Origin of the sequence: Ochrobactrum sp. EDr1-4 (assembly GCF_049199085.1) — a bacterium.
Lineage (GTDB): Bacteria > Pseudomonadota > Alphaproteobacteria > Rhizobiales > Rhizobiaceae > Brucella.
This window is the reverse complement of sequence record NZ_JBLZOF010000003.1, coordinates 292,135-308,854: the sequence shown is the minus strand read 5'-3', so window position 1 is coordinate 308,854 and position 16,720 is coordinate 292,135. Positions and strand designations below refer to the sequence as shown.

The following is a 16,720-nucleotide window of genomic DNA, read 5'->3' as shown; positions in this document are numbered from 1 at the left end:
AGTGTCTGACTTGTCATCGACGACACACAGGGCGGCGGATCGCCCTTAAGGAGAACGGCATGAACCAAGAGGTCATGAATCTTTTCAATCCTCAGGCTCCGGCACAGACGTTCGATTCCATCAGAATCTCGATTGCCAGCCCTGAGAAGATTCTGTCCTGGTCATATGGCGAGATCAAGAAGCCAGAGACCATCAACTATCGTACGTTCAAGCCTGAACGCGATGGTCTTTTCTGCGCGCGTATCTTTGGCCCGATCAAGGATTATGAATGCTTGTGCGGCAAGTACAAGCGTATGAAGTACAAAGGCATCATCTGCGAAAAGTGCGGCGTTGAAGTCACACTGTCCCGTGTTCGTCGTGAGCGCATGGGCCATATTGAGCTCGCAGCACCTGTTGCCCATATCTGGTTTTTGAAGTCGCTGCCTTCGCGCATCGGCACACTTCTGGACATGACGCTCAAGGATATTGAGCGCGTTCTGTATTTCGAAAACTACATCGTTACCGAACCAGGCCTGACTTCCCTGAAAGAGCATCAGCTCCTTTCGGAAGAAGAATACATGATTGCCGTCGATGAATTCGGCGAAGATCAGTTCACAGCCCTGATTGGTGCGGAAGCTATCTTTGAACTTCTGGCTTCGATGGATCTTCCAAACATCGCCGCAGACCTGCGCGTTGATCTGGCAGAAACCACGTCTGAACTGAAGACCAAGAAGCTGATGAAGCGTCTCAAGATCGTTGAGAACTTCATGGAATCTGGCAACCGTCCTGAGTGGATGATCATGAAGATCGTTCCGGTTATTCCACCGGATCTGCGTCCTCTGGTTCCACTCGATGGCGGTCGTTTTGCTACGTCCGATCTTAACGACCTTTACCGTCGTGTGATCAACCGTAACAACCGTCTGAAGCGTCTGATCGAACTGCGCGCTCCTGGCATCATTATCCGTAACGAAAAGCGTATGTTGCAGGAAGCTGTTGACGCGCTGTTCGATAACGGTCGTCGTGGCCGTGTCATCACCGGTGCTAATAAGCGTCCGCTGAAGTCGCTCTCCGACATGCTCAAGGGTAAGCAGGGTCGTTTCCGTCAGAACCTTCTCGGTAAGCGCGTCGACTATTCGGGTCGTTCGGTTATCGTGACTGGTCCTGAACTGAAGCTTCACCAGTGCGGCCTACCAAAGAAGATGGCGCTCGAACTGTTCAAGCCATTCATCTACGCTCGTCTTGATGCGAAGGGTTATTCCTCGACCGTTAAGCAGGCGAAGAAGCTGGTTGAAAAGGAACGTCCAGAAGTTTGGGATATCCTTGACGAAGTGATCCGTGAGCATCCGGTTCTTCTCAACCGCGCGCCTACGCTGCACCGTCTTGGTATTCAGGCATTCGAACCCACGCTGATTGAAGGCAAGGCCATCCAGCTGCATCCGCTCGTTTGTACAGCGTTTAACGCTGACTTTGACGGCGATCAGATGGCTGTTCACGTTCCGCTTTCGCTTGAAGCCCAGCTTGAAGCACGCGTGCTGATGATGTCCACCAACAACATCCTGCACCCTGCAAACGGCGCGCCGATCATCGTTCCTTCACAGGACATGGTTCTTGGTCTCTATTATCTGTCGATTGTGGCAGACAAGGAGCCGGGCGAGGGCATGATGTTCGCTGATATGGGCGAACTTCAGCATGCGCTTGAGAACAAGGTTGTCACGCTTCATACGAAGATCAAGGGCCGCTTTAAGACTGTCGATGAAAATGGAAACCCTGTTTCCAAGGTTTACGACACGACCCCTGGCCGTATGATCACGGGCGAATTGCTTCCGAAGAATGCCAAGGTATCTTTCGATATCTGCAATCAGGAAATGACGAAGAAGAACATCTCCAAGATGATCGACCACGTCTATCGCCATTGCGGTCAGAAAGAGACGGTCATTTTCTGTGATCGCATCATGCAGCTCGGCTTTGCGCATGCATGTCGCGCCGGTATTTCGTTCGGCAAGGATGACATGGTCATTCCTGATGCGAAGGTAAAGATCGTTGCAGAAACCGAAGCGCTGACCACTGAGTATGAACAGCAGTACAATGACGGTCTGATCACTCAGGGCGAAAAGTACAACAAGGTTGTTGATGCCTGGGGTAAGGCGACTGACAAGATCACCGAAGAAATGATGGCCCGCATTAAGGCTGTTGAGTTCGATCCGGTGACTGGCCGTCAGAAGCAGATGAACTCGGTTTACATGATGTCGCATTCGGGTGCCCGTGGTTCGGTCAACCAGATGCGTCAGCTTGGCGGTATGCGTGGTCTTATGGCCAAGCCGTCGGGTGAAATCATCGAAACCCCGATCATCTCGAACTTTAAAGAAGGTCTGACCGTTAACGAGTACTTCAACTCGACACACGGTGCCCGTAAGGGTCTTGCTGATACTGCTTTGAAGACCGCTAACTCGGGTTACTTGACACGTCGTCTCGTTGACGTTGCACAGGACGCGATCATTTCGGAAGTCGATTGCGGCGCCGAAATTGGTCTCACCATGCAGCCAATCGTCGATGCTGGTCAGATCGTTGCACCAATTGGTCAGCGCGTTCTGGGCCGTACGGCACTTGATCCGATCATCAATCCAGCAACCGGCGAAGTTATCGTTGAAGCTGGCCGCATGGTCGATGAAAAGGACGTCGAAATCATCGAGAAGGCTGGCATCCAGTCGATCCGCATTCGTTCGGCTCTGACATGTCAAACCCGTAACGGCGTTTGCGCCAAGTGCTATGGTCGTGACCTTGCACGCGGTACGCCGGTTAACCAGGGTGAAGCTGTTGGCGTTATCGCTGCGCAGTCGATCGGTGAGCCGGGCACTCAGCTGACCATGCGTACCTTCCACTTGGGTGGTACTGCTCAGGTTGTTGATAGCTCGTATCTCGAAGCATCGTATGAAGGCACCGTTAAGCTACGTAACCGCAATGTAGTTCGCAACACCGATGGCAACCTCGTTGTCATGGGCCGTAACATGGCGGTTCTGATTGTTGATGCGACTGGCAAGGAACGTGCTGTTCACCGTGTTACTTACGGTTCGCGTCTGTTCGTTGACGAAGGCGATACAGTTAAGCGCGGTCAGCGTATTGCTGAATGGGATCCATACACCCGTCCAATCCTTACGGAAGTGGAAGGCTTTGTCGAGTTCGAAGATCTCGTCGATGGCCTCTCGGTTTCGGAAACAGCGGACGAGTCGACTGGTATCACCAAGCGCGTCATCATTGACTGGCGTTCGACACCACGCGGTGCCGATCTCAAGCCTGCTATGGTCATCAAGGATAAGAGCGGCAAGATCTTGAAGCTGTCGAAGGGTGGCGAAGCTCGCTTCCTGCTTTCAGTTGAAACGATCCTTTCGTTCGAGCCGGGTGCTCATGTTAATGCTGGTGACGTTATTGCGCGTCTGCCGATGGAAAGTGCCAAGACCAAGGACATTACCGGTGGTCTGCCACGCGTTGCGGAACTGTTCGAAGCTCGTCGTCCAAAGGACCACGCCGTCATCGCAGAGATCGATGGTACTGTCCGCTTTGGTCGCGATTACAAGAACAAGCGTCGCATCATCATCGAGCCAAACGACGATACGGTCGAGCCTGTCGAGTATCTGATTCCTAAGGGCAAGCCGTTCCATCTTCAGGACGGTGACGTTATCGAAAAGGGTGAATACATCCTCGACGGTAATCCAGCTCCGCACGACATTCTGGCGATTAAGGGCGTGGAAGCACTTGCTTCTTACCTCGTAAACGAAATCCAGGAAGTCTATCGTCTTCAGGGCGTTTTGATCAACGACAAGCACATCGAAGTGATTGTTCGTCAGATGCTCCAGAAGATCGAGATCACGGAATCGGGTGATACGGGTTACCTCACAGGTGATCATGTTGACCGCATCGAACTTGATGAAGTTAACGATCGTCTGATCGAAGAAGGTAAGAAGCCAGGTTCGGGTAATCCGGTTCTGCTTGGTATTACCAAAGCTTCATTGCAGACACCGTCGTTCATTTCGGCAGCGTCGTTCCAGGAAACCACACGCGTTCTTACCGAAGCCGCAGTTGCCGGCAAGATGGATACGCTGCAGGGTCTCAAGGAAAACGTCATCGTCGGTCGTCTCATCCCGGCTGGTACGGGTGGCATGACCAACCAGATCCGTCGCATTGCAACTGCTCGCGACGAACTGATCATCGACGAGCGCCGCAAGTCGACAGGTTCGTCAGATGCAAACGCGATGCTGACAGACATGACCAACAGCGCAGCCGAATAAGGCAAGTTGGTAAAGTAATAAAAAGGCCGCCTTTCGGGGCGGCCTTTTTTTGTATGGAAGACAAAAGAAAAGGGCGGTTTGAAACCGCCCTTTGTTATTCTGATTGAGAGGAAGAGATTTACTCTTCTTCTTCCTCACCATCAAATTCGATCAGTGCAACTTCGCCGGTGAGGGCGGTGTGCCATGCACTTTTGTGTGGCTCTTCTTCAGGCTCTTCGGTGATGGTGCCCATCTCAACCAGTTCGGCCTCGTTGTAGCCTTCTTCCGAAAGGATCGCGAGAACGGTCTGAACCAGATCTTCATCTTCGTCTGACTTCAGAAGAATATGAACTTCAATAGATTCTTCTTCGCCTTCATTCCAAACATCGGCAATGACCAGATGCACAACAGGCGAATCGTTTTCTGTGGATGGGGTGGTGGATGACATTAAGAATCCCTTAAAATTGCGTTGCTTTTCGACTCAGATGTGTTTCAATAAACTCTGTTGCTGTCAGATGCTATGCTGACACAAGAAAATGACAGTTTTGTCTCCCAAATATTTGAGATATGCCGAGTGAATTGGCCCAACCGACTGTTTAGGGTGATCCAAAACTCCGTTTTGCGGCCCTTCCATAAGAAACTTCCCCTGTTGCCCTTGACGAAACGCCCGTTAACGCGTATCAGCAGCCCATCTGAGCCGATGTGAGGCTGGTCTTTTCGGAGCGACACGCTCTGGAGTTCGCCTCAAACAGGGTTCGTTTTACGATCGAAATGATACTTGCCGTTCGCATGAAGCTGTAGCTTCCTCTGCTTTTGTTCGGGTTGGCCGCTGATGGAGTGGCTCATCCCGAATTTGTGCATGTTCACTCCGGTGGAACGGCCCTTATTGGGCTCTGTTACGAGATTTTTTATAGAGGAAGGTTCAATGCCTACCGTAAACCAGTTGATCCGCAAGCCGCGCACTGCGCCGGTAAAGCGTAATAAGGTTCCTGCTCTGCAGGCAAACCCACAGAAGCGCGGAGTTTGCACCCGCGTTTATACCACAACCCCTAAGAAGCCTAACTCGGCTCTTCGTAAGGTTGCCAAGGTTCGTCTCACCAATGGCTTTGAAGTCATCGGTTATATCCCTGGTGAAGGTCACAACCTTCAGGAGCACTCCGTGGTTATGATCCGCGGTGGCCGCGTCAAGGATTTGCCGGGTGTGCGTTACCACATCATCCGTGGTGTACTCGATACACAGGGTGTTAAGAACCGTAAGCAGCGTCGTTCGAAGTACGGTGCGAAGCGTCCTAAGTAAGAATTTTCCGGGGATACCGGCCGCCATAATGGCGAGTTGAGCCCGATGTAATTGAAAGTTGAGACGAAATGTCCAGACGCCATAAAGCTGAAAAGCGTGAGATTAATCCGGATCCAAAGTTCGGTGATCTCGTAATCACCAAGTTCATGAATGCAGTTATGCTTCATGGTAAGAAGTCGGTTGCAGAAAGCATCGTTTACGGTGCGCTGTCGGCAATCGAAGCCAAGGCGAAGTCAGAGCCGGTCGCGCTGTTCCATCAGGCGCTCGACAATGTTGCTCCGCACGTTGAAGTCCGTTCGCGCCGCGTTGGTGGTGCAACCTACCAGGTTCCGGTCGATGTGCGTACAGAACGCCGCCAGGCACTTGCCATTCGTTGGTTGATTAACGCCGCTCGCGGACGTAACGAAACCACAATGATTGATCGCCTTTCCGGTGAATTGCTTGATGCTGCAAACAACCGTGGTTCTGCTGTGAAGAAGCGTGAAGACACGCACCGCATGGCCGAAGCCAACCGCGCATTCTCGCATTACCGCTGGTAATCGTCGAACCCTATTCAAAGAGCAAAAACATGGCCCGCGAATATAAAATCGAAGACTACCGCAATTTCGGTATTATGGCTCACATCGACGCCGGTAAGACGACGATGACCGAGCGTATTCTGTTCTACACCGGTAAGAACCATAAAATTGGTGAAACCCATGATGGCGCGTCCACCATGGACTGGATGGAGCAGGAACAGGAACGCGGTATCACCATCACGTCCGCTGCTACGACCACGTTCTGGCAGGGCAAAGATGGCAAGAAGCGTCGCTTCAACATCATCGACACTCCGGGCCACGTTGACTTCACGATTGAAGTTGAGCGTTCGCTCCGCGTTCTCGATGGCGCAATCGCTCTTCTCGATGCGAATGCTGGTGTTGAGCCGCAGACTGAAACCGTTTGGCGTCAGGCTGAGAAGTACCACGTTCCACGTATGGTCTTCGTCAACAAGATGGACAAGATCGGTGCTGACTTCTACCGTTGCGTAGAAATGGTTGGCTCGCGTCTTGGCGCAATCGCGCTCCCAGTTCAGCTGCCAATCGGCGCTGAAAACGAGTTCGAAGGCGTTATCGACCTGATCGAAATGAAGGCACTGACTTGGGATGGAACCATCGGCGCAGCTGCGACCGAAGGCGAAATTCCTGCAGACCTTAAGGATAAGGCTGAAGAGTACCGCGAAAAGCTCATCGAGCTGGCCGTGGAAATCGACGAAGCCGCAATGGAAGCTTATCTCGAAGGCACCATGCCTACGAATGATCAGCTTCGCGCATTGATCCGTAAGGGTACGATTGCTGTTAAGTTCCATCCAGTGCTTTGCGGTACTGCGTTTAAGAACCGTGGCATTCAGCCACTTCTTGATGCGGTTGTAGATTTCCTTCCTTCGCCAGTTGAAGTTCCTGCAATTAAGGGCATCGACGTTAAGACGGAAACTGAAACTACCCGTGAATCTTCGGATGAAGCACCACTTTCGATGCTCGCATTCAAGATCATGAACGATCCGTTCGTTGGTTCGCTTACTTTTGCTCGTATCTATTCGGGCAAGATGACCAAGGGCATTTCGCTCGAAAACACCGTTAAGGGCAAGCGTGAGCGTATCGGCCGTATGTTGCAGATGCACTCCAACAGCCGTGAAGACATCGAAGAAGCTTTCGCAGGCGACATCGTTGCTCTGGCTGGCCTCAAGGAAACCACAACAGGTGATACGCTTTGCGATCCACTGAAGCCGGTTATTCTTGAACGCATGGAATTCCCAGACCCGGTTATCGAAATCGCGATTGAACCAAAGACTAAGGCTGACCAGGAAAAGATGGGCCTCGCGCTCAACCGTCTTGCAGCTGAAGATCCTTCGTTCCGCGTTAAGTCAGATGAAGAATCAGGCCAGACAATTATTGCTGGTATGGGTGAACTTCACCTCGACATTCTCGTTGACCGTATGCGTCGTGAGTTCAAGGTAGAAGCAAACGTCGGCGCGCCGCAGGTTGCTTACCGTGAAACAATCACGCGTCTTGCTGAAATCGACTACACCCACAAAAAGCAGTCGGGTGGTTCGGGTCAGTTCGCTCGTATTAAGGTGATCTTTGAGCCGCATGACGGCGACGACTTCATCTTCGAATCCAAGATCGTTGGTGGTGCTGTTCCTAAGGAATACATCCCAGGCGTTCAGAAGGGTATCGAAAGCGTCATGGGTGCGGGTCCACTTGCTGGCTTCCCAATGCTCGGCGTGAAAGCTACCCTGATCGACGGCGCATACCATGACGTTGACTCGTCTGTTCTCGCCTTCGAAATCGCTGCTCGCGCTGCATTCCGTGAAGGCGCGCAGAAGACCGGTGCTCAGCTCCTAGAGCCGATCATGAAGGTCGAAGTCGTAACCCCGGAAGATTACGTCGGTGACGTAATTGGCGATCTGAACTCACGTCGTGGTCAGATTTCCGGTACGGAAGCTCGTGGCATTGCTACGGTCGTCAACGCAAACGTTCCACTCGCCAACATGTTTGGTTACGTGAACAACCTGCGTTCGATGTCTCAGGGCCGTGCGCAGTACACCATGCAGTTCGACCACTATGAGCCGGTTCCGACCGCGGTCGCACAGGAAATTCAGAAGAAGTTCGCGTAATTTCTGATTACGCCAAACAGTAAAAAGCCTGAGCAGGCTAGATTTTAGGAGAGCTCAGATGGCAAAGAGCAAGTTTGAACGCAATAAGCCACACGTAAACATCGGCACCATTGGTCACGTTGACCATGGCAAGACCTCGCTGACCGCAGCGATCACCAAGTTCTTTGGTGAATTCAAGGCATACGACCAGATCGATGCTGCGCCAGAAGAACGCGCTCGTGGTATCACCATTTCGACGGCACACGTTGAATATGAAACCCCTGCACGTCACTACGCACACGTCGACTGCCCAGGCCATGCTGACTATGTTAAGAACATGATCACCGGTGCTGCTCAGATGGACGGCGCGATCCTCGTTGTTTCGGCAGCTGACGGCCCAATGCCGCAGACCCGTGAGCACATCCTGCTCGCTCGTCAGGTTGGCGTTCCTGCGATCGTTGTGTTCCTGAACAAGTGCGATCAGGTTGACGATGCTGAACTTCTCGAACTCGTAGAGCTCGAAGTTCGTGAACTTCTCTCGAAGTACGACTTCCCAGGCGACGAAGTGCCAATCGTTAAGGGTTCGGCTCTTGCTGCTCTTGAAGATTCTTCGAAGGAACTCGGCGAAGACGCAATTCGCAACCTGATGTCTGCTGTTGACGATTATATCCCAACTCCAGAACGTCCGATTGACCAGCCATTCCTGATGCCAATCGAAGACGTGTTCTCGATTTCGGGTCGTGGTACTGTTGTTACCGGTCGTGTAGAGCGCGGTATTGTTAAGGTTGGCGAAGAAGTCGAAATCGTCGGCATCAAGGCAACTGGCAAGACGACTGTTACCGGCGTTGAAATGTTCCGCAAGCTGCTCGATCAGGGCCAGGCTGGCGACAACATCGGCGCACTGGTTCGCGGCGTTGGTCGTGAAGACGTTGAGCGTGGTCAGGTTCTCTGCAAGCCAGGTTCGGTTAAGCCACACACCAAGTTCAAGGCAGAAGCATACATTCTGACCAAGGACGAAGGTGGCCGTCATACACCATTCTTCACCAACTATCGTCCACAGTTTTACTTCCGTACAACTGACGTTACCGGTGTTGTTACCCTGCCAGAAGGCGTGGAAATGGTTATGCCAGGCGACAACGTAACTGTTGACGTAACGCTGATCGTACCGATTGCGATGGAAGACAAGCTTCGCTTCGCTATCCGTGAAGGTGGCCGTACCGTTGGTGCAGGCATCGTCGCTTCGATCATCGAGTAATTAGATTTGTACAGGAGCGTTTCTCCGGAAACGCTCCGCGTAACAAGGAACAGATCAAATGAACGGTCAAAACATCCGCATTCGCCTCAAGGCGTTTGATCATCGGATCCTTGACGCTTCGACGCGCGAAATCGTGTCGACTGCTAAGCGTACCGGTGCAAATGTACGCGGACCGATCCCACTTCCAACACGGATCGAAAAGTTCACAGTAAACCGGTCGCCGCACATCGATAAGAAGAGCCGCGAACAGTTCGAGATGCGCACGCACAAGCGTCTTCTCGATATCGTTGACCCAACCCCGCAGACTGTAGACGCGCTGATGAAGCTCGATCTGTCCGCCGGTGTTGATGTCGAGATCAAGCTTTAATCGGCTTGAGGACGGAAGGAACGAACCCGATGCGTTCAGGTGTTATTGCACAAAAGCTGGGCATGACCCGCGTCTATAACGACGCCGGTGAACATGTACCAGTAACAGTTCTCCGTATGGAAGACTGCCACGTGGTAGCTCAGCGTACAGTTGAAAAGAATGGTTACACGGCTGTTCAGCTTGGCGTTGGACTTGCCAAAGTAAAGAACACAACTAAGGCTCTGCGCGGTCACTTCGCGAAGGCTGAAGTTGAGCCTAAGGCGAAAGTTGCGGAATTCCGCGTTTCTCCTGATAATCTGCTCGAAGTCGGCGTGGAAATCACTGCCGAACATTTCGTCGCCGGCCAGAAGGTCGACGTGACGGGTACTTCGATCGGTAAGGGCTTTGCCGGTGTTATGAAGCGTCATAACTTTGCTGGTCATCGTGCATCGCACGGTAACTCAGTTACCCACCGCGCTCACGGCTCGACCGGTCAGCGTCAGGACCCAGGTAAAGTATTTAAAGGCAAGAAGATGGCCGGTCACATGGGTCAGACCCGTGTAACCACGCAGAATATCGAAGTTGTTTCGACAGACCTCGATCGCGGCCTTATCCTTGTTCGCGGTGCGGTTCCTGGTTCAAAGGGTGCATGGATCTACGTTCGCGACGCCGTAAAGGTATCGCTGCCAGATAATGCTCCCAAGCCAGCTGGTCTGCGCCAAGCAGCACAGGCCAAGGTAGAAGCTGCTGTAGTTTCTGAAACTGCAGCGACTGAGGGAGCCGAATAATGGATCTCACAATTACAACACTTGAAGGCAAGGATGCCGGCCAGGTCAAGCTGAACGAAGAAATCTTCGGTCTCGACCCACGCGACGACATTCTCCAGCGCGTCGTGCGCTGGCAGCTGGCTCGCCGCCAGCAGGGCTCTCATGATGCCAAGGGCCGTAGCGACATCAGCCGCACCGGTTCGAAGATGTACAAGCAGAAGGGTACGGGCCGCGCTCGTCACCATTCGGCACGTGCACCGCAGTTCCGCGGCGGCGGTCAGGCTCACGGACCAGTTGTTCGTAGCCACGATCACGATCTGCCAAAGAAGGTTCGCGCTCTCGGCTTGCGTCACGCTCTGTCTGCTAAGGCAAAGGCATCTGACCTGATTATCATCGATGATCTGGCAGCTTCCGAAGCTAAGACAAAGCAGCTTGTGTCGCAGTTCGCAAAGCTCGGTCTCGAAAATGCACTGCTCATCGGCGGCGCAGAAATCGACGTGAACTTCCAGCGCGCTGCTTCGAACATCCCGAACATCGATGTTCTGCCAGTACAGGGCATCAATGTTTACGACATTCTGCGTCGTGGCAAGCTCGTGCTTTCCAAGGCAGCTGTCGAAGCACTCGAGGAGCGTTTTAAATGACCGATCTTCGCCATTATGACGTGATCGTCAGCCCAGTCATCACCGAAAAGTCGACCCTTGTTTCTGAACATAACCAGGTCGTCTTTAACGTAGCTCGCAAAGCGACGAAGCCGGAAATCAAGGCTGCAATCGAAGCGCTTTTCGGCGTCAAGGTTAAGGCTGTAAACACCACTGTGCGCAAAGGCAAAGTGAAGCGGTTCCGCGGCATTGTCGGGCGCCAGAGCGATGTCAAGAAAGCGATCGTAACTTTGGCTGAAGGCCAGAGCATCGACGTTTCGACAGGTCTCTGAGAGGCCACGGAGTAAAGACAATGGCACTCAAGCACTTTAATCCGATCACGCCAAGCCAGCGTCAGCTGGTCATCGTGGACCGTTCGGAACTCTACAAGGGCAAGCCAGTCAAGTCATTGACTGAAGGTCTGTCCAAGAAGGGTGGCCGTAACAACACAGGTCGTATCACTGTTCGCTTTCAGGGCGGCGGTCACAAGCGTTCCTACCGTTTTGTAGACTTCAAGCGTCGTAAGCACGACGTTGTCGCTACGGTAGAACGTCTGGAATACGATCCAAACCGTACAGCGTTTATTGCGCTGATCCGCTACGAAGACGGTGAACTGAGCTACATCCTGGCTCCACAGCGTCTGACAGCTGGCGACAAGGTTATCGCCGGTCAGTCCGTTGACGTTAAGCCAGGCAACGCAATGCCACTTTCGTCGATGCCAGTTGGTACCATTATCCACAACGTGGAAATGAAGCCAGGCAAGGGCGGTCAGATTGCTCGTTCGGCAGGTGCATACGCACAGCTCGTCGGTCGCGATCAGGGCATGGCTATCCTGCGTCTGAACTCGGGCGAACAGCGTCTGGTTTCTGGTGCATGCTTTGCAACGGTTGGTGCAGTATCCAATCCAGAGCACAGCAACATCAATGACGGTAAGGCCGGTCGTTCGGTTTGGCGCGGTAAGCGTCCACACGTTCGCGGCGTTGCTATGAACCCAGTTGACCACCCGCATGGTGGTGGTGAAGGCCGTACTTCTGGTGGTCGTCACCCGGTTACCCCTTGGGGTAAGCCTACGAAGGGCAAAAAGACCCGTTCGAACAAGGCAACCGATAAGTTCATCATGCGTTCGCGTCATCAGCGCAAGAAGTAAGAAAGGTAGTCTAAAGTGGCTCGTTCAGTTTGGAAAGGTCCGTTTGTCGATGGCTATCTTCTCACGAAAGCTGAGAAGGTACGCGAGGGCGGTCGTAATGAAGTTATCAAGATGTGGAGCCGTCGCTCCACGATCTTGCCGCAGTTCGTTGGCCTGACCTTCGGTGTTTATAACGGCAACAAGCATGTGCCGGTATCAATCAACGAAGAAATGGTTGGACATAAGTTCGGTGAATTCGCGCCGACACGGACCTATTACGGTCACGGCGCGGACAAGAAGTCAAAGAGGAAGTAACAGATGGGCAAGGCCAAGGCTCCCCGCCAGCTTAAGGATAACGAGGCGAAAGCCGTCGCCCGTACGCTTCGCGTCAGCCCGCAGAAGCTTAATCTTGTCGCGGCACTTATCCGCGGCAAGAAAGTGAATGCGGCACTTGCTGATCTCACTTTCTCGCGCAAGCGGATCGCTGAAACAGTGAAAAAGACGCTCGAATCGGCTATCGCCAACGCAGAGAATAATCATGATCTCGACGTTGACGCGCTGATCGTTGCAGAAGCTTATGTCGGCAAATCTATTGTCATGAAGCGTTTCCACGTTCGTGGACGTGGTAAGGCAAGCCGCATCGAAAAGCCGTTTTCGCATCTCACCATTGTTGTCCGCGAAGTTGCGGAAAAAGGGGAGGCCGCATAATGGGCCAGAAGATTAATCCGATCGGTTTTCGCCTCGGCATCAACCGCACCTGGGATTCGCGTTGGTACGCGAATACCGGCGAATACGGTAAGCTGCTGCACGAAGACGTTAAGATCCGTGAGTATCTTAAGAGCGAACTCAAGCAGGCTGCGATTTCTAAAATCGTAATCGAGCGCCCACACAAGAAGTGCCGCGTGACTATTCACGCTGCTCGTCCGGGCATCATCATCGGCAAGAAGGGCGCGGACATCGAAAAGCTCCGCAAGAAGCTTTCCGAGATGACGAATTCCGATACGTCGCTCAACATTGTTGAAGTTCGTAAGCCGGAAATCGACGCTACGCTGATCGCTCAGTCGATCGCACAGCAGCTCGAACGCCGTGTGGCATTCCGTCGCGCCATGAAGCGTTCCGTTCAGTCGGCAATGCGTCTCGGTGCCGAAGGAATTCGTATCAACTGCTCCGGTCGTTTGGGCGGCGCTGAAATCGCACGTATGGAATGGTATCGCGAAGGTCGCGTTCCTCTTCACACGCTGCGCGCCGATATCGACTACGGTACGGCTGAAGCGAAGACTGCTTACGGCATCTGCGGCGTAAAGGTCTGGGTATTCAAGGGCGAAATCCTTGAGCATGACCCAATGGCTTCTGAGCGTCGTGCGGTTGAGGGTGACAATCAGGGTTCCCATCAGAACCGCCGCCGCGAAAACGCTTAAAAAGCGGGCCGCCGGCGAGAAAATTGGAGTAAAGAACAATGATGCAGCCTAAGCGCACCAAGTTCCGTAAGCAGTTCAAGGGCCGTATCCACGGCAACTCGAAGGGCGGTACGGATCTTAATTTCGGTGCATTCGGTTTGAAGGCAGTAGAGCCTGACCGCGTCACAGCACGACAGATCGAAGCGGCCCGCCGCGCGATCACCCGTCACATGAAACGTGCCGGTCGTGTATGGATCCGAATCTTCCCGGATCTACCAGTAACATCGAAGCCAACCGAAGTCCGTATGGGTAAAGGTAAGGGTTCCGTTGACTACTGGGCAGCACGTGTTGCACCAGGTCGTATAATGTTTGAGCTTGACGGCGTACCCGAAGATGTGGCACGCGAAGCCTTGAGACTCGGCGCTGCAAAGTTGTCGGTCAAGACGCGCTTCATTCAGCGCATCGCAGAGTAAGAGGGCAGTCATGAAAGCCGCAGACGTTCGGGCGAAAAGCCTCGATCAGATTAATGATGAGTTGGGTTCCCTGAAGAAAGAGCAGTTCAACCTGCGCTTTCAGAAGGCAACCGGCCAGCTCGAAAAAACCGCGCGCGTGAAGCAAGTTCGTCGCGACATTGCGCGTATCAAGACCATCGCCCGCCAGAAGGCGGCCGAAAGCAAGGCATAAGGAACAAGTATAATGCCTAAACGCGTTCTGCAGGGCGTTGTCGTCAGCGACAAGAATGATAAGACTGTTGTAGTTAAGGTTGAGCGCCGCTATTCGCATCCGCTTCTCCAGAAGACTATTCGTCAGTCGAAGAAATACAAAGCGCATGACGAAAACAACCAGTTCAAGATTGGTGATCAGGTTTCTATTGAAGAATCCAAGCCAATTTCGAAGGACAAATGCTGGGTCGTTCTTTCGAACGTAACAGCAGGCTAAATTACAAACACGCAGCTTAGGTAGGGCAGGAGCCCTTAACCAGCTGAAGGAAAAAAAGGCGGCCAGTCATGATTCAGATGCAAACAAACCTCGACGTGGCGGATAACTCCGGCGCACGTCGTGTCATGTGCATCAAGGTGCTGGGCGGTTCCAAGCGGCGTTATGCTTCCGTGGGAGACATCATTGTGGTGTCGATCAAGGAAGCAATTCCGCGCGGCCGCGTCAAAAAAGGCGATGTGATGAAGGCAGTGGTCGTACGGACCGCTAAGGACATCCGTCGCGCAGACGGCAGCGTTATTCGTTTCGATAACAACGCAGCTGTTCTCATCGATAACAAGAAAGAGCCTATCGGTACGCGTATCTTCGGACCGGTTCCACGCGAACTTCGCGCTAAGAACCACATGAAGATTATCTCGTTGGCTCCGGAAGTTCTGTAAGGAAGCAAGACGATGCAAAAGATTCGCAAAGGCGACAGCGTTGTCGTGCTGTCCGGTAAGGACAAAGGCCGTAAGGGCGAAGTTCTCCAGGTTATGCCTAAGGACGACAAAGCGCTTGTTCGCGGTATTAATACTGTAAAGCGTCACCAGCGCCAGACACAGACTCAGGAAGCCGGCATTATCACTAAAGAAGCGCCGATTCATTTGTCTAACCTGGCAATTGCTGATCCTAAAGACGGCAAGCCAACTCGCGTTGGTTTCCGTATTGAAGATGGCAAGAAGGTCCGCGTTGCAAAGCGTTCGGGAGCGGTTATCTGATGGCTGAAGTTAAGGAACTTCCACGCTTCAAGAAGATTTACAACGAAACAATTCGTAAGTCTCTCCTTGAAGAATTCAAGTACGACAATGAGATGCAGATTCCACGCATCACCAAAGTTGTCCTGAACATGGGTGTAGGCGAAGCAACTGGCGACTCAAAGAAGCCATCTGTTGCTGCAGCAGATCTGGCCTTGATTGCCGGTCAAAAGGCTGTCATTACTCGCGCCCGTAATTCGATCGCAACTTTCAAGTTGCGTGAAGACATGCCAATCGGTACGAAGGTTACTCTTCGTGCAGATCGCATGTACGAATTCCTTGATCGCCTGATCACGATTGCGCTTCCGCGCGTTCGAGATTTCCGTGGTCTGAATCCGAAGAGCTTTGACGGTCGTGGCAACTTTGCCATGGGTGTTAAGGAACACATCGTGTTTCCAGAAATCAACTACGATAAAGTTGATCAGATCTGGGGCATGGACATCATCGTTTGCACGACCGCTAAGACGGATGATGAAGCCCGCGCTCTTCTGCGCGCCTTCAACTTCCCATTCCGGCAGTAACGGCAAGCGTAGCGAGGTATAATAATATGGCCAAGACTAGCGCAGTCGAAAACAATAAGCGCCGCGAAAAGTTGGTTAAGCGTCATGCTGACAAGCGTGCACGTCTGAAGGCGATCGTAATGGATCAGAGCCTTCCGTTGGATGAGCGTTTTCGCGCTACTATCCAGCTCGCCGAACTGCCGCGCAATTCCGCTAAGGTCCGTATTCGCAACCGTTGCGAAGTTTCGGGTCGCCCGCGTGGTTATTACCGTAAACTGAAGATGTCGCGTATTGCGCTTCGTCAGTTGGGTTCGCTTGGACAGATTCCAGGCATAGTTAAGTCGAGCTGGTAAGGAGTAGCATATGTCTGTGTCAGATCCTATCGGCGATATGCTGACCCGTATTCGTAACGCAGTAGGCCGCAAGAAGTCCAAGGTTTCGACCCCGGCTTCGAAGCTCCGCGCTCGCGTTCTGGATGTTCTTCAATCTGAAGGTTACATCCGCGGATACACGCAGAGTGAATTCGTGAACGGCAAAGCCGAGATCGAAATCGAACTGAAGTATTATGAAGGCGTTCCAGTCATTCGTGAACTGACCCGCGTTTCGAAGCCTGGCCGTCGCGTTTACGTGTCGGTTAAGTCGATCCCGCAGGTCGCGAATGGTCTTGGCATCTCGATCCTGTCCACTCCTAAGGGTGTGATGGCTGATCATGAAGCTCGTGAACAAAACGTTGGTGGTGAGCTGCTCTGCCGCATCTTCTGATGCGGCTGACAGTGAACAGATAGAAGACA

22 protein-coding genes are annotated in these 16,720 nt (G+C 52.7%); 21 read left to right on the top strand and 1 reads right to left on the bottom strand.

The features are described 5' to 3' along the window. The first annotated feature begins 59 nt into the window (after positions 1–59). The gene (gene rpoC, locus ACOZHT_RS12550) at positions 60–4,262 is read left to right on the top strand and encodes a DNA-directed RNA polymerase subunit beta' (protein ID WP_339515230.1); all 4,203 of its coding nucleotides are present in this window, start codon (positions 60–62) and stop codon (positions 4,260–4,262) included. Positions 4,263–4,380: 118 nt separating this feature from the next. Here the strand turns inward: rpoC and ACOZHT_RS12545 are convergent, their stop codons facing one another. Further along, the gene (locus ACOZHT_RS12545; protein WP_339515232.1) at positions 4,381–4,689 is read right to left on the bottom strand and encodes a hypothetical protein; all 309 of its coding nucleotides are present in this window, start codon (positions 4,687–4,689) and stop codon (positions 4,381–4,383) included. A gap of 477 nt (positions 4,690–5,166) precedes the next feature. On the opposite strand from ACOZHT_RS12545, the gene rpsL reads away from it, so the two are divergent. From rpsL to rpsH, 20 genes are all read left to right on the top strand, one after another. Beyond that, entirely contained in the window at positions 5,167–5,538 is a 372-nt protein-coding gene (gene rpsL, locus ACOZHT_RS12540; protein ID WP_002964366.1) for a 30S ribosomal protein S12, read from the top strand. A gap of 68 nt (positions 5,539–5,606) precedes the next feature. Then, positions 5,607–6,077, top strand: coding sequence for a 30S ribosomal protein S7 (gene rpsG / locus ACOZHT_RS12535; protein WP_094504990.1), 471 nt, complete (start codon positions 5,607–5,609; stop codon positions 6,075–6,077). A 29-nt stretch (positions 6,078–6,106) separates the two neighbouring features. Beyond that, on the top strand, positions 6,107–8,191 hold the full coding sequence (fusA, locus tag ACOZHT_RS12530) for an elongation factor G (RefSeq protein ID WP_339515235.1): 2,085 nt from the start codon (positions 6,107–6,109) through the stop codon (positions 8,189–8,191). A 58-nt stretch (positions 8,192–8,249) separates the two neighbouring features. After that, positions 8,250–9,425: an elongation factor Tu gene (gene tuf / locus ACOZHT_RS12525; RefSeq protein WP_421565800.1), complete on the top strand. Its 1,176-nt coding sequence runs from the start codon at positions 8,250–8,252 to the stop codon at positions 9,423–9,425. Positions 9,426–9,483: 58 nt separating this feature from the next. Continuing rightward, complete coding sequence (gene rpsJ, locus ACOZHT_RS12520; protein WP_002964363.1) at positions 9,484–9,792, top strand: 30S ribosomal protein S10; 309 nt, start codon at positions 9,484–9,486, stop codon at positions 9,790–9,792. A 29-nt stretch (positions 9,793–9,821) separates the two neighbouring features. Then, on the top strand, positions 9,822–10,559 hold the full coding sequence (gene rplC / locus ACOZHT_RS12515; RefSeq protein ID WP_250040995.1) for a 50S ribosomal protein L3: 738 nt from the start codon (positions 9,822–9,824) through the stop codon (positions 10,557–10,559). Next, positions 10,559–11,179: a 50S ribosomal protein L4 gene (gene rplD / locus ACOZHT_RS12510; protein WP_250040993.1), complete on the top strand. Its 621-nt coding sequence runs from the start codon at positions 10,559–10,561 to the stop codon at positions 11,177–11,179. Before rplC ends, rplD begins: the two co-directional genes overlap by 1 nt. Continuing rightward, the gene (locus ACOZHT_RS12505) at positions 11,176–11,469 is read left to right on the top strand and encodes a 50S ribosomal protein L23 (RefSeq protein ID WP_007875343.1); all 294 of its coding nucleotides are present in this window, start codon (positions 11,176–11,178) and stop codon (positions 11,467–11,469) included. Before rplD ends, ACOZHT_RS12505 begins: the two co-directional genes overlap by 4 nt. A 20-nt stretch (positions 11,470–11,489) precedes the next feature. Further along, a complete protein-coding gene (rplB, locus tag ACOZHT_RS12500) occupies positions 11,490–12,323 on the top strand; it encodes a 50S ribosomal protein L2 (protein WP_339508896.1) in 834 nt (277 codons plus the stop codon). A gap of 15 nt (positions 12,324–12,338) precedes the next feature. After that, positions 12,339–12,617, top strand: coding sequence for a 30S ribosomal protein S19 (rpsS, locus tag ACOZHT_RS12495; RefSeq protein ID WP_339508895.1), 279 nt, complete (start codon positions 12,339–12,341; stop codon positions 12,615–12,617). A 3-nt stretch (positions 12,618–12,620) separates the two neighbouring features. After that, complete coding sequence (gene rplV, locus ACOZHT_RS12490) at positions 12,621–13,010, top strand: 50S ribosomal protein L22 (RefSeq protein ID WP_007875336.1); 390 nt, start codon at positions 12,621–12,623, stop codon at positions 13,008–13,010. After that, a complete protein-coding gene (gene rpsC, locus ACOZHT_RS12485; protein ID WP_339508894.1) occupies positions 13,010–13,720 on the top strand; it encodes a 30S ribosomal protein S3 in 711 nt (236 codons plus the stop codon). Before rplV ends, rpsC begins: the two co-directional genes overlap by 1 nt. A 38-nt stretch (positions 13,721–13,758) precedes the next feature. Beyond that, positions 13,759–14,172, top strand: a complete 414-nt coding sequence (gene rplP, locus ACOZHT_RS12480; protein WP_024897015.1) for a 50S ribosomal protein L16 — start codon at positions 13,759–13,761, stop codon at positions 14,170–14,172. A gap of 10 nt (positions 14,173–14,182) precedes the next feature. Continuing rightward, entirely contained in the window at positions 14,183–14,383 is a 201-nt protein-coding gene (gene rpmC / locus ACOZHT_RS12475) for a 50S ribosomal protein L29 (RefSeq protein ID WP_187544594.1), read from the top strand. 12 nt (positions 14,384–14,395) lie between these two features. After that, on the top strand, positions 14,396–14,638 hold the full coding sequence (gene rpsQ / locus ACOZHT_RS12470; RefSeq protein WP_250040987.1) for a 30S ribosomal protein S17: 243 nt from the start codon (positions 14,396–14,398) through the stop codon (positions 14,636–14,638). Positions 14,639–14,706: 68 nt separating this feature from the next. Beyond that, entirely contained in the window at positions 14,707–15,075 is a 369-nt protein-coding gene (gene rplN / locus ACOZHT_RS12465) for a 50S ribosomal protein L14 (protein ID WP_094504980.1), read from the top strand. Between the two features lie 12 nt (positions 15,076–15,087). Beyond that, positions 15,088–15,393, top strand: a complete 306-nt coding sequence (gene rplX, locus ACOZHT_RS12460) for a 50S ribosomal protein L24 (RefSeq protein ID WP_250040986.1) — start codon at positions 15,088–15,090, stop codon at positions 15,391–15,393. Beyond that, positions 15,393–15,950 carry a 50S ribosomal protein L5 gene (gene rplE / locus ACOZHT_RS12455; protein WP_339508893.1) on the top strand — a complete coding sequence of 186 codons (558 nt, stop codon included), beginning with the start codon at positions 15,393–15,395 and terminating at the stop codon, positions 15,948–15,950. The genes rplX and rplE overlap by 1 nt, the downstream gene beginning before the upstream one ends. A 26-nt stretch (positions 15,951–15,976) precedes the next feature. Beyond that, the gene (gene rpsN / locus ACOZHT_RS12450) at positions 15,977–16,282 is read left to right on the top strand and encodes a 30S ribosomal protein S14 (RefSeq protein WP_024897020.1); all 306 of its coding nucleotides are present in this window, start codon (positions 15,977–15,979) and stop codon (positions 16,280–16,282) included. A gap of 10 nt (positions 16,283–16,292) precedes the next feature. Then, positions 16,293–16,691, top strand: a complete 399-nt coding sequence (gene rpsH / locus ACOZHT_RS12445) for a 30S ribosomal protein S8 (RefSeq protein ID WP_140904462.1) — start codon at positions 16,293–16,295, stop codon at positions 16,689–16,691. The last annotated feature ends 29 nt before the right edge of the window (positions 16,692–16,720 follow it).

Bases quoted from the DNA above. Each gene is read 5' to 3' on its own strand.
- rpoC (WP_339515230.1), top strand. From the start codon at position 60: ATGAACCAAGAGGTCATGAATCTTTTCAATCCTCAGGCTCCGGCACAG.
- ACOZHT_RS12545 (WP_339515232.1), bottom strand. From the start codon at position 4,689: ATGTCATCCACCACCCCATCCACAGAAAACGATTCGCCTGTTGTGCAT.
- rpsL (WP_002964366.1), top strand. From the start codon at position 5,167: ATGCCTACCGTAAACCAGTTGATCCGCAAGCCGCGCACTGCGCCGGTA.
- rpsG (WP_094504990.1), top strand. From the start codon at position 5,607: ATGTCCAGACGCCATAAAGCTGAAAAGCGTGAGATTAATCCGGATCCA.
- fusA (WP_339515235.1), top strand. From the start codon at position 6,107: ATGGCCCGCGAATATAAAATCGAAGACTACCGCAATTTCGGTATTATG.
- tuf (WP_421565800.1), top strand. From the start codon at position 8,250: ATGGCAAAGAGCAAGTTTGAACGCAATAAGCCACACGTAAACATCGGC.
- rpsJ (WP_002964363.1), top strand. From the start codon at position 9,484: ATGAACGGTCAAAACATCCGCATTCGCCTCAAGGCGTTTGATCATCGG.
- rplC (WP_250040995.1), top strand. From the start codon at position 9,822: ATGCGTTCAGGTGTTATTGCACAAAAGCTGGGCATGACCCGCGTCTAT.
- rplD (WP_250040993.1), top strand. From the start codon at position 10,559: ATGGATCTCACAATTACAACACTTGAAGGCAAGGATGCCGGCCAGGTC.
- ACOZHT_RS12505 (WP_007875343.1), top strand. From the start codon at position 11,176: ATGACCGATCTTCGCCATTATGACGTGATCGTCAGCCCAGTCATCACC.
- rplB (WP_339508896.1), top strand. From the start codon at position 11,490: ATGGCACTCAAGCACTTTAATCCGATCACGCCAAGCCAGCGTCAGCTG.
- rplV (WP_007875336.1), top strand. From the start codon at position 12,621: ATGGGCAAGGCCAAGGCTCCCCGCCAGCTTAAGGATAACGAGGCGAAA.
- rpsC (WP_339508894.1), top strand. From the start codon at position 13,010: ATGGGCCAGAAGATTAATCCGATCGGTTTTCGCCTCGGCATCAACCGC.
- rplP (WP_024897015.1), top strand. From the start codon at position 13,759: ATGATGCAGCCTAAGCGCACCAAGTTCCGTAAGCAGTTCAAGGGCCGT.
- rpmC (WP_187544594.1), top strand. From the start codon at position 14,183: ATGAAAGCCGCAGACGTTCGGGCGAAAAGCCTCGATCAGATTAATGAT.
- rpsQ (WP_250040987.1), top strand. From the start codon at position 14,396: ATGCCTAAACGCGTTCTGCAGGGCGTTGTCGTCAGCGACAAGAATGAT.
- rplN (WP_094504980.1), top strand. From the start codon at position 14,707: ATGATTCAGATGCAAACAAACCTCGACGTGGCGGATAACTCCGGCGCA.
- rplX (WP_250040986.1), top strand. From the start codon at position 15,088: ATGCAAAAGATTCGCAAAGGCGACAGCGTTGTCGTGCTGTCCGGTAAG.
- rplE (WP_339508893.1), top strand. From the start codon at position 15,393: ATGGCTGAAGTTAAGGAACTTCCACGCTTCAAGAAGATTTACAACGAA.
- rpsN (WP_024897020.1), top strand. From the start codon at position 15,977: ATGGCCAAGACTAGCGCAGTCGAAAACAATAAGCGCCGCGAAAAGTTG.
- rpsH (WP_140904462.1), top strand. From the start codon at position 16,293: ATGTCTGTGTCAGATCCTATCGGCGATATGCTGACCCGTATTCGTAAC.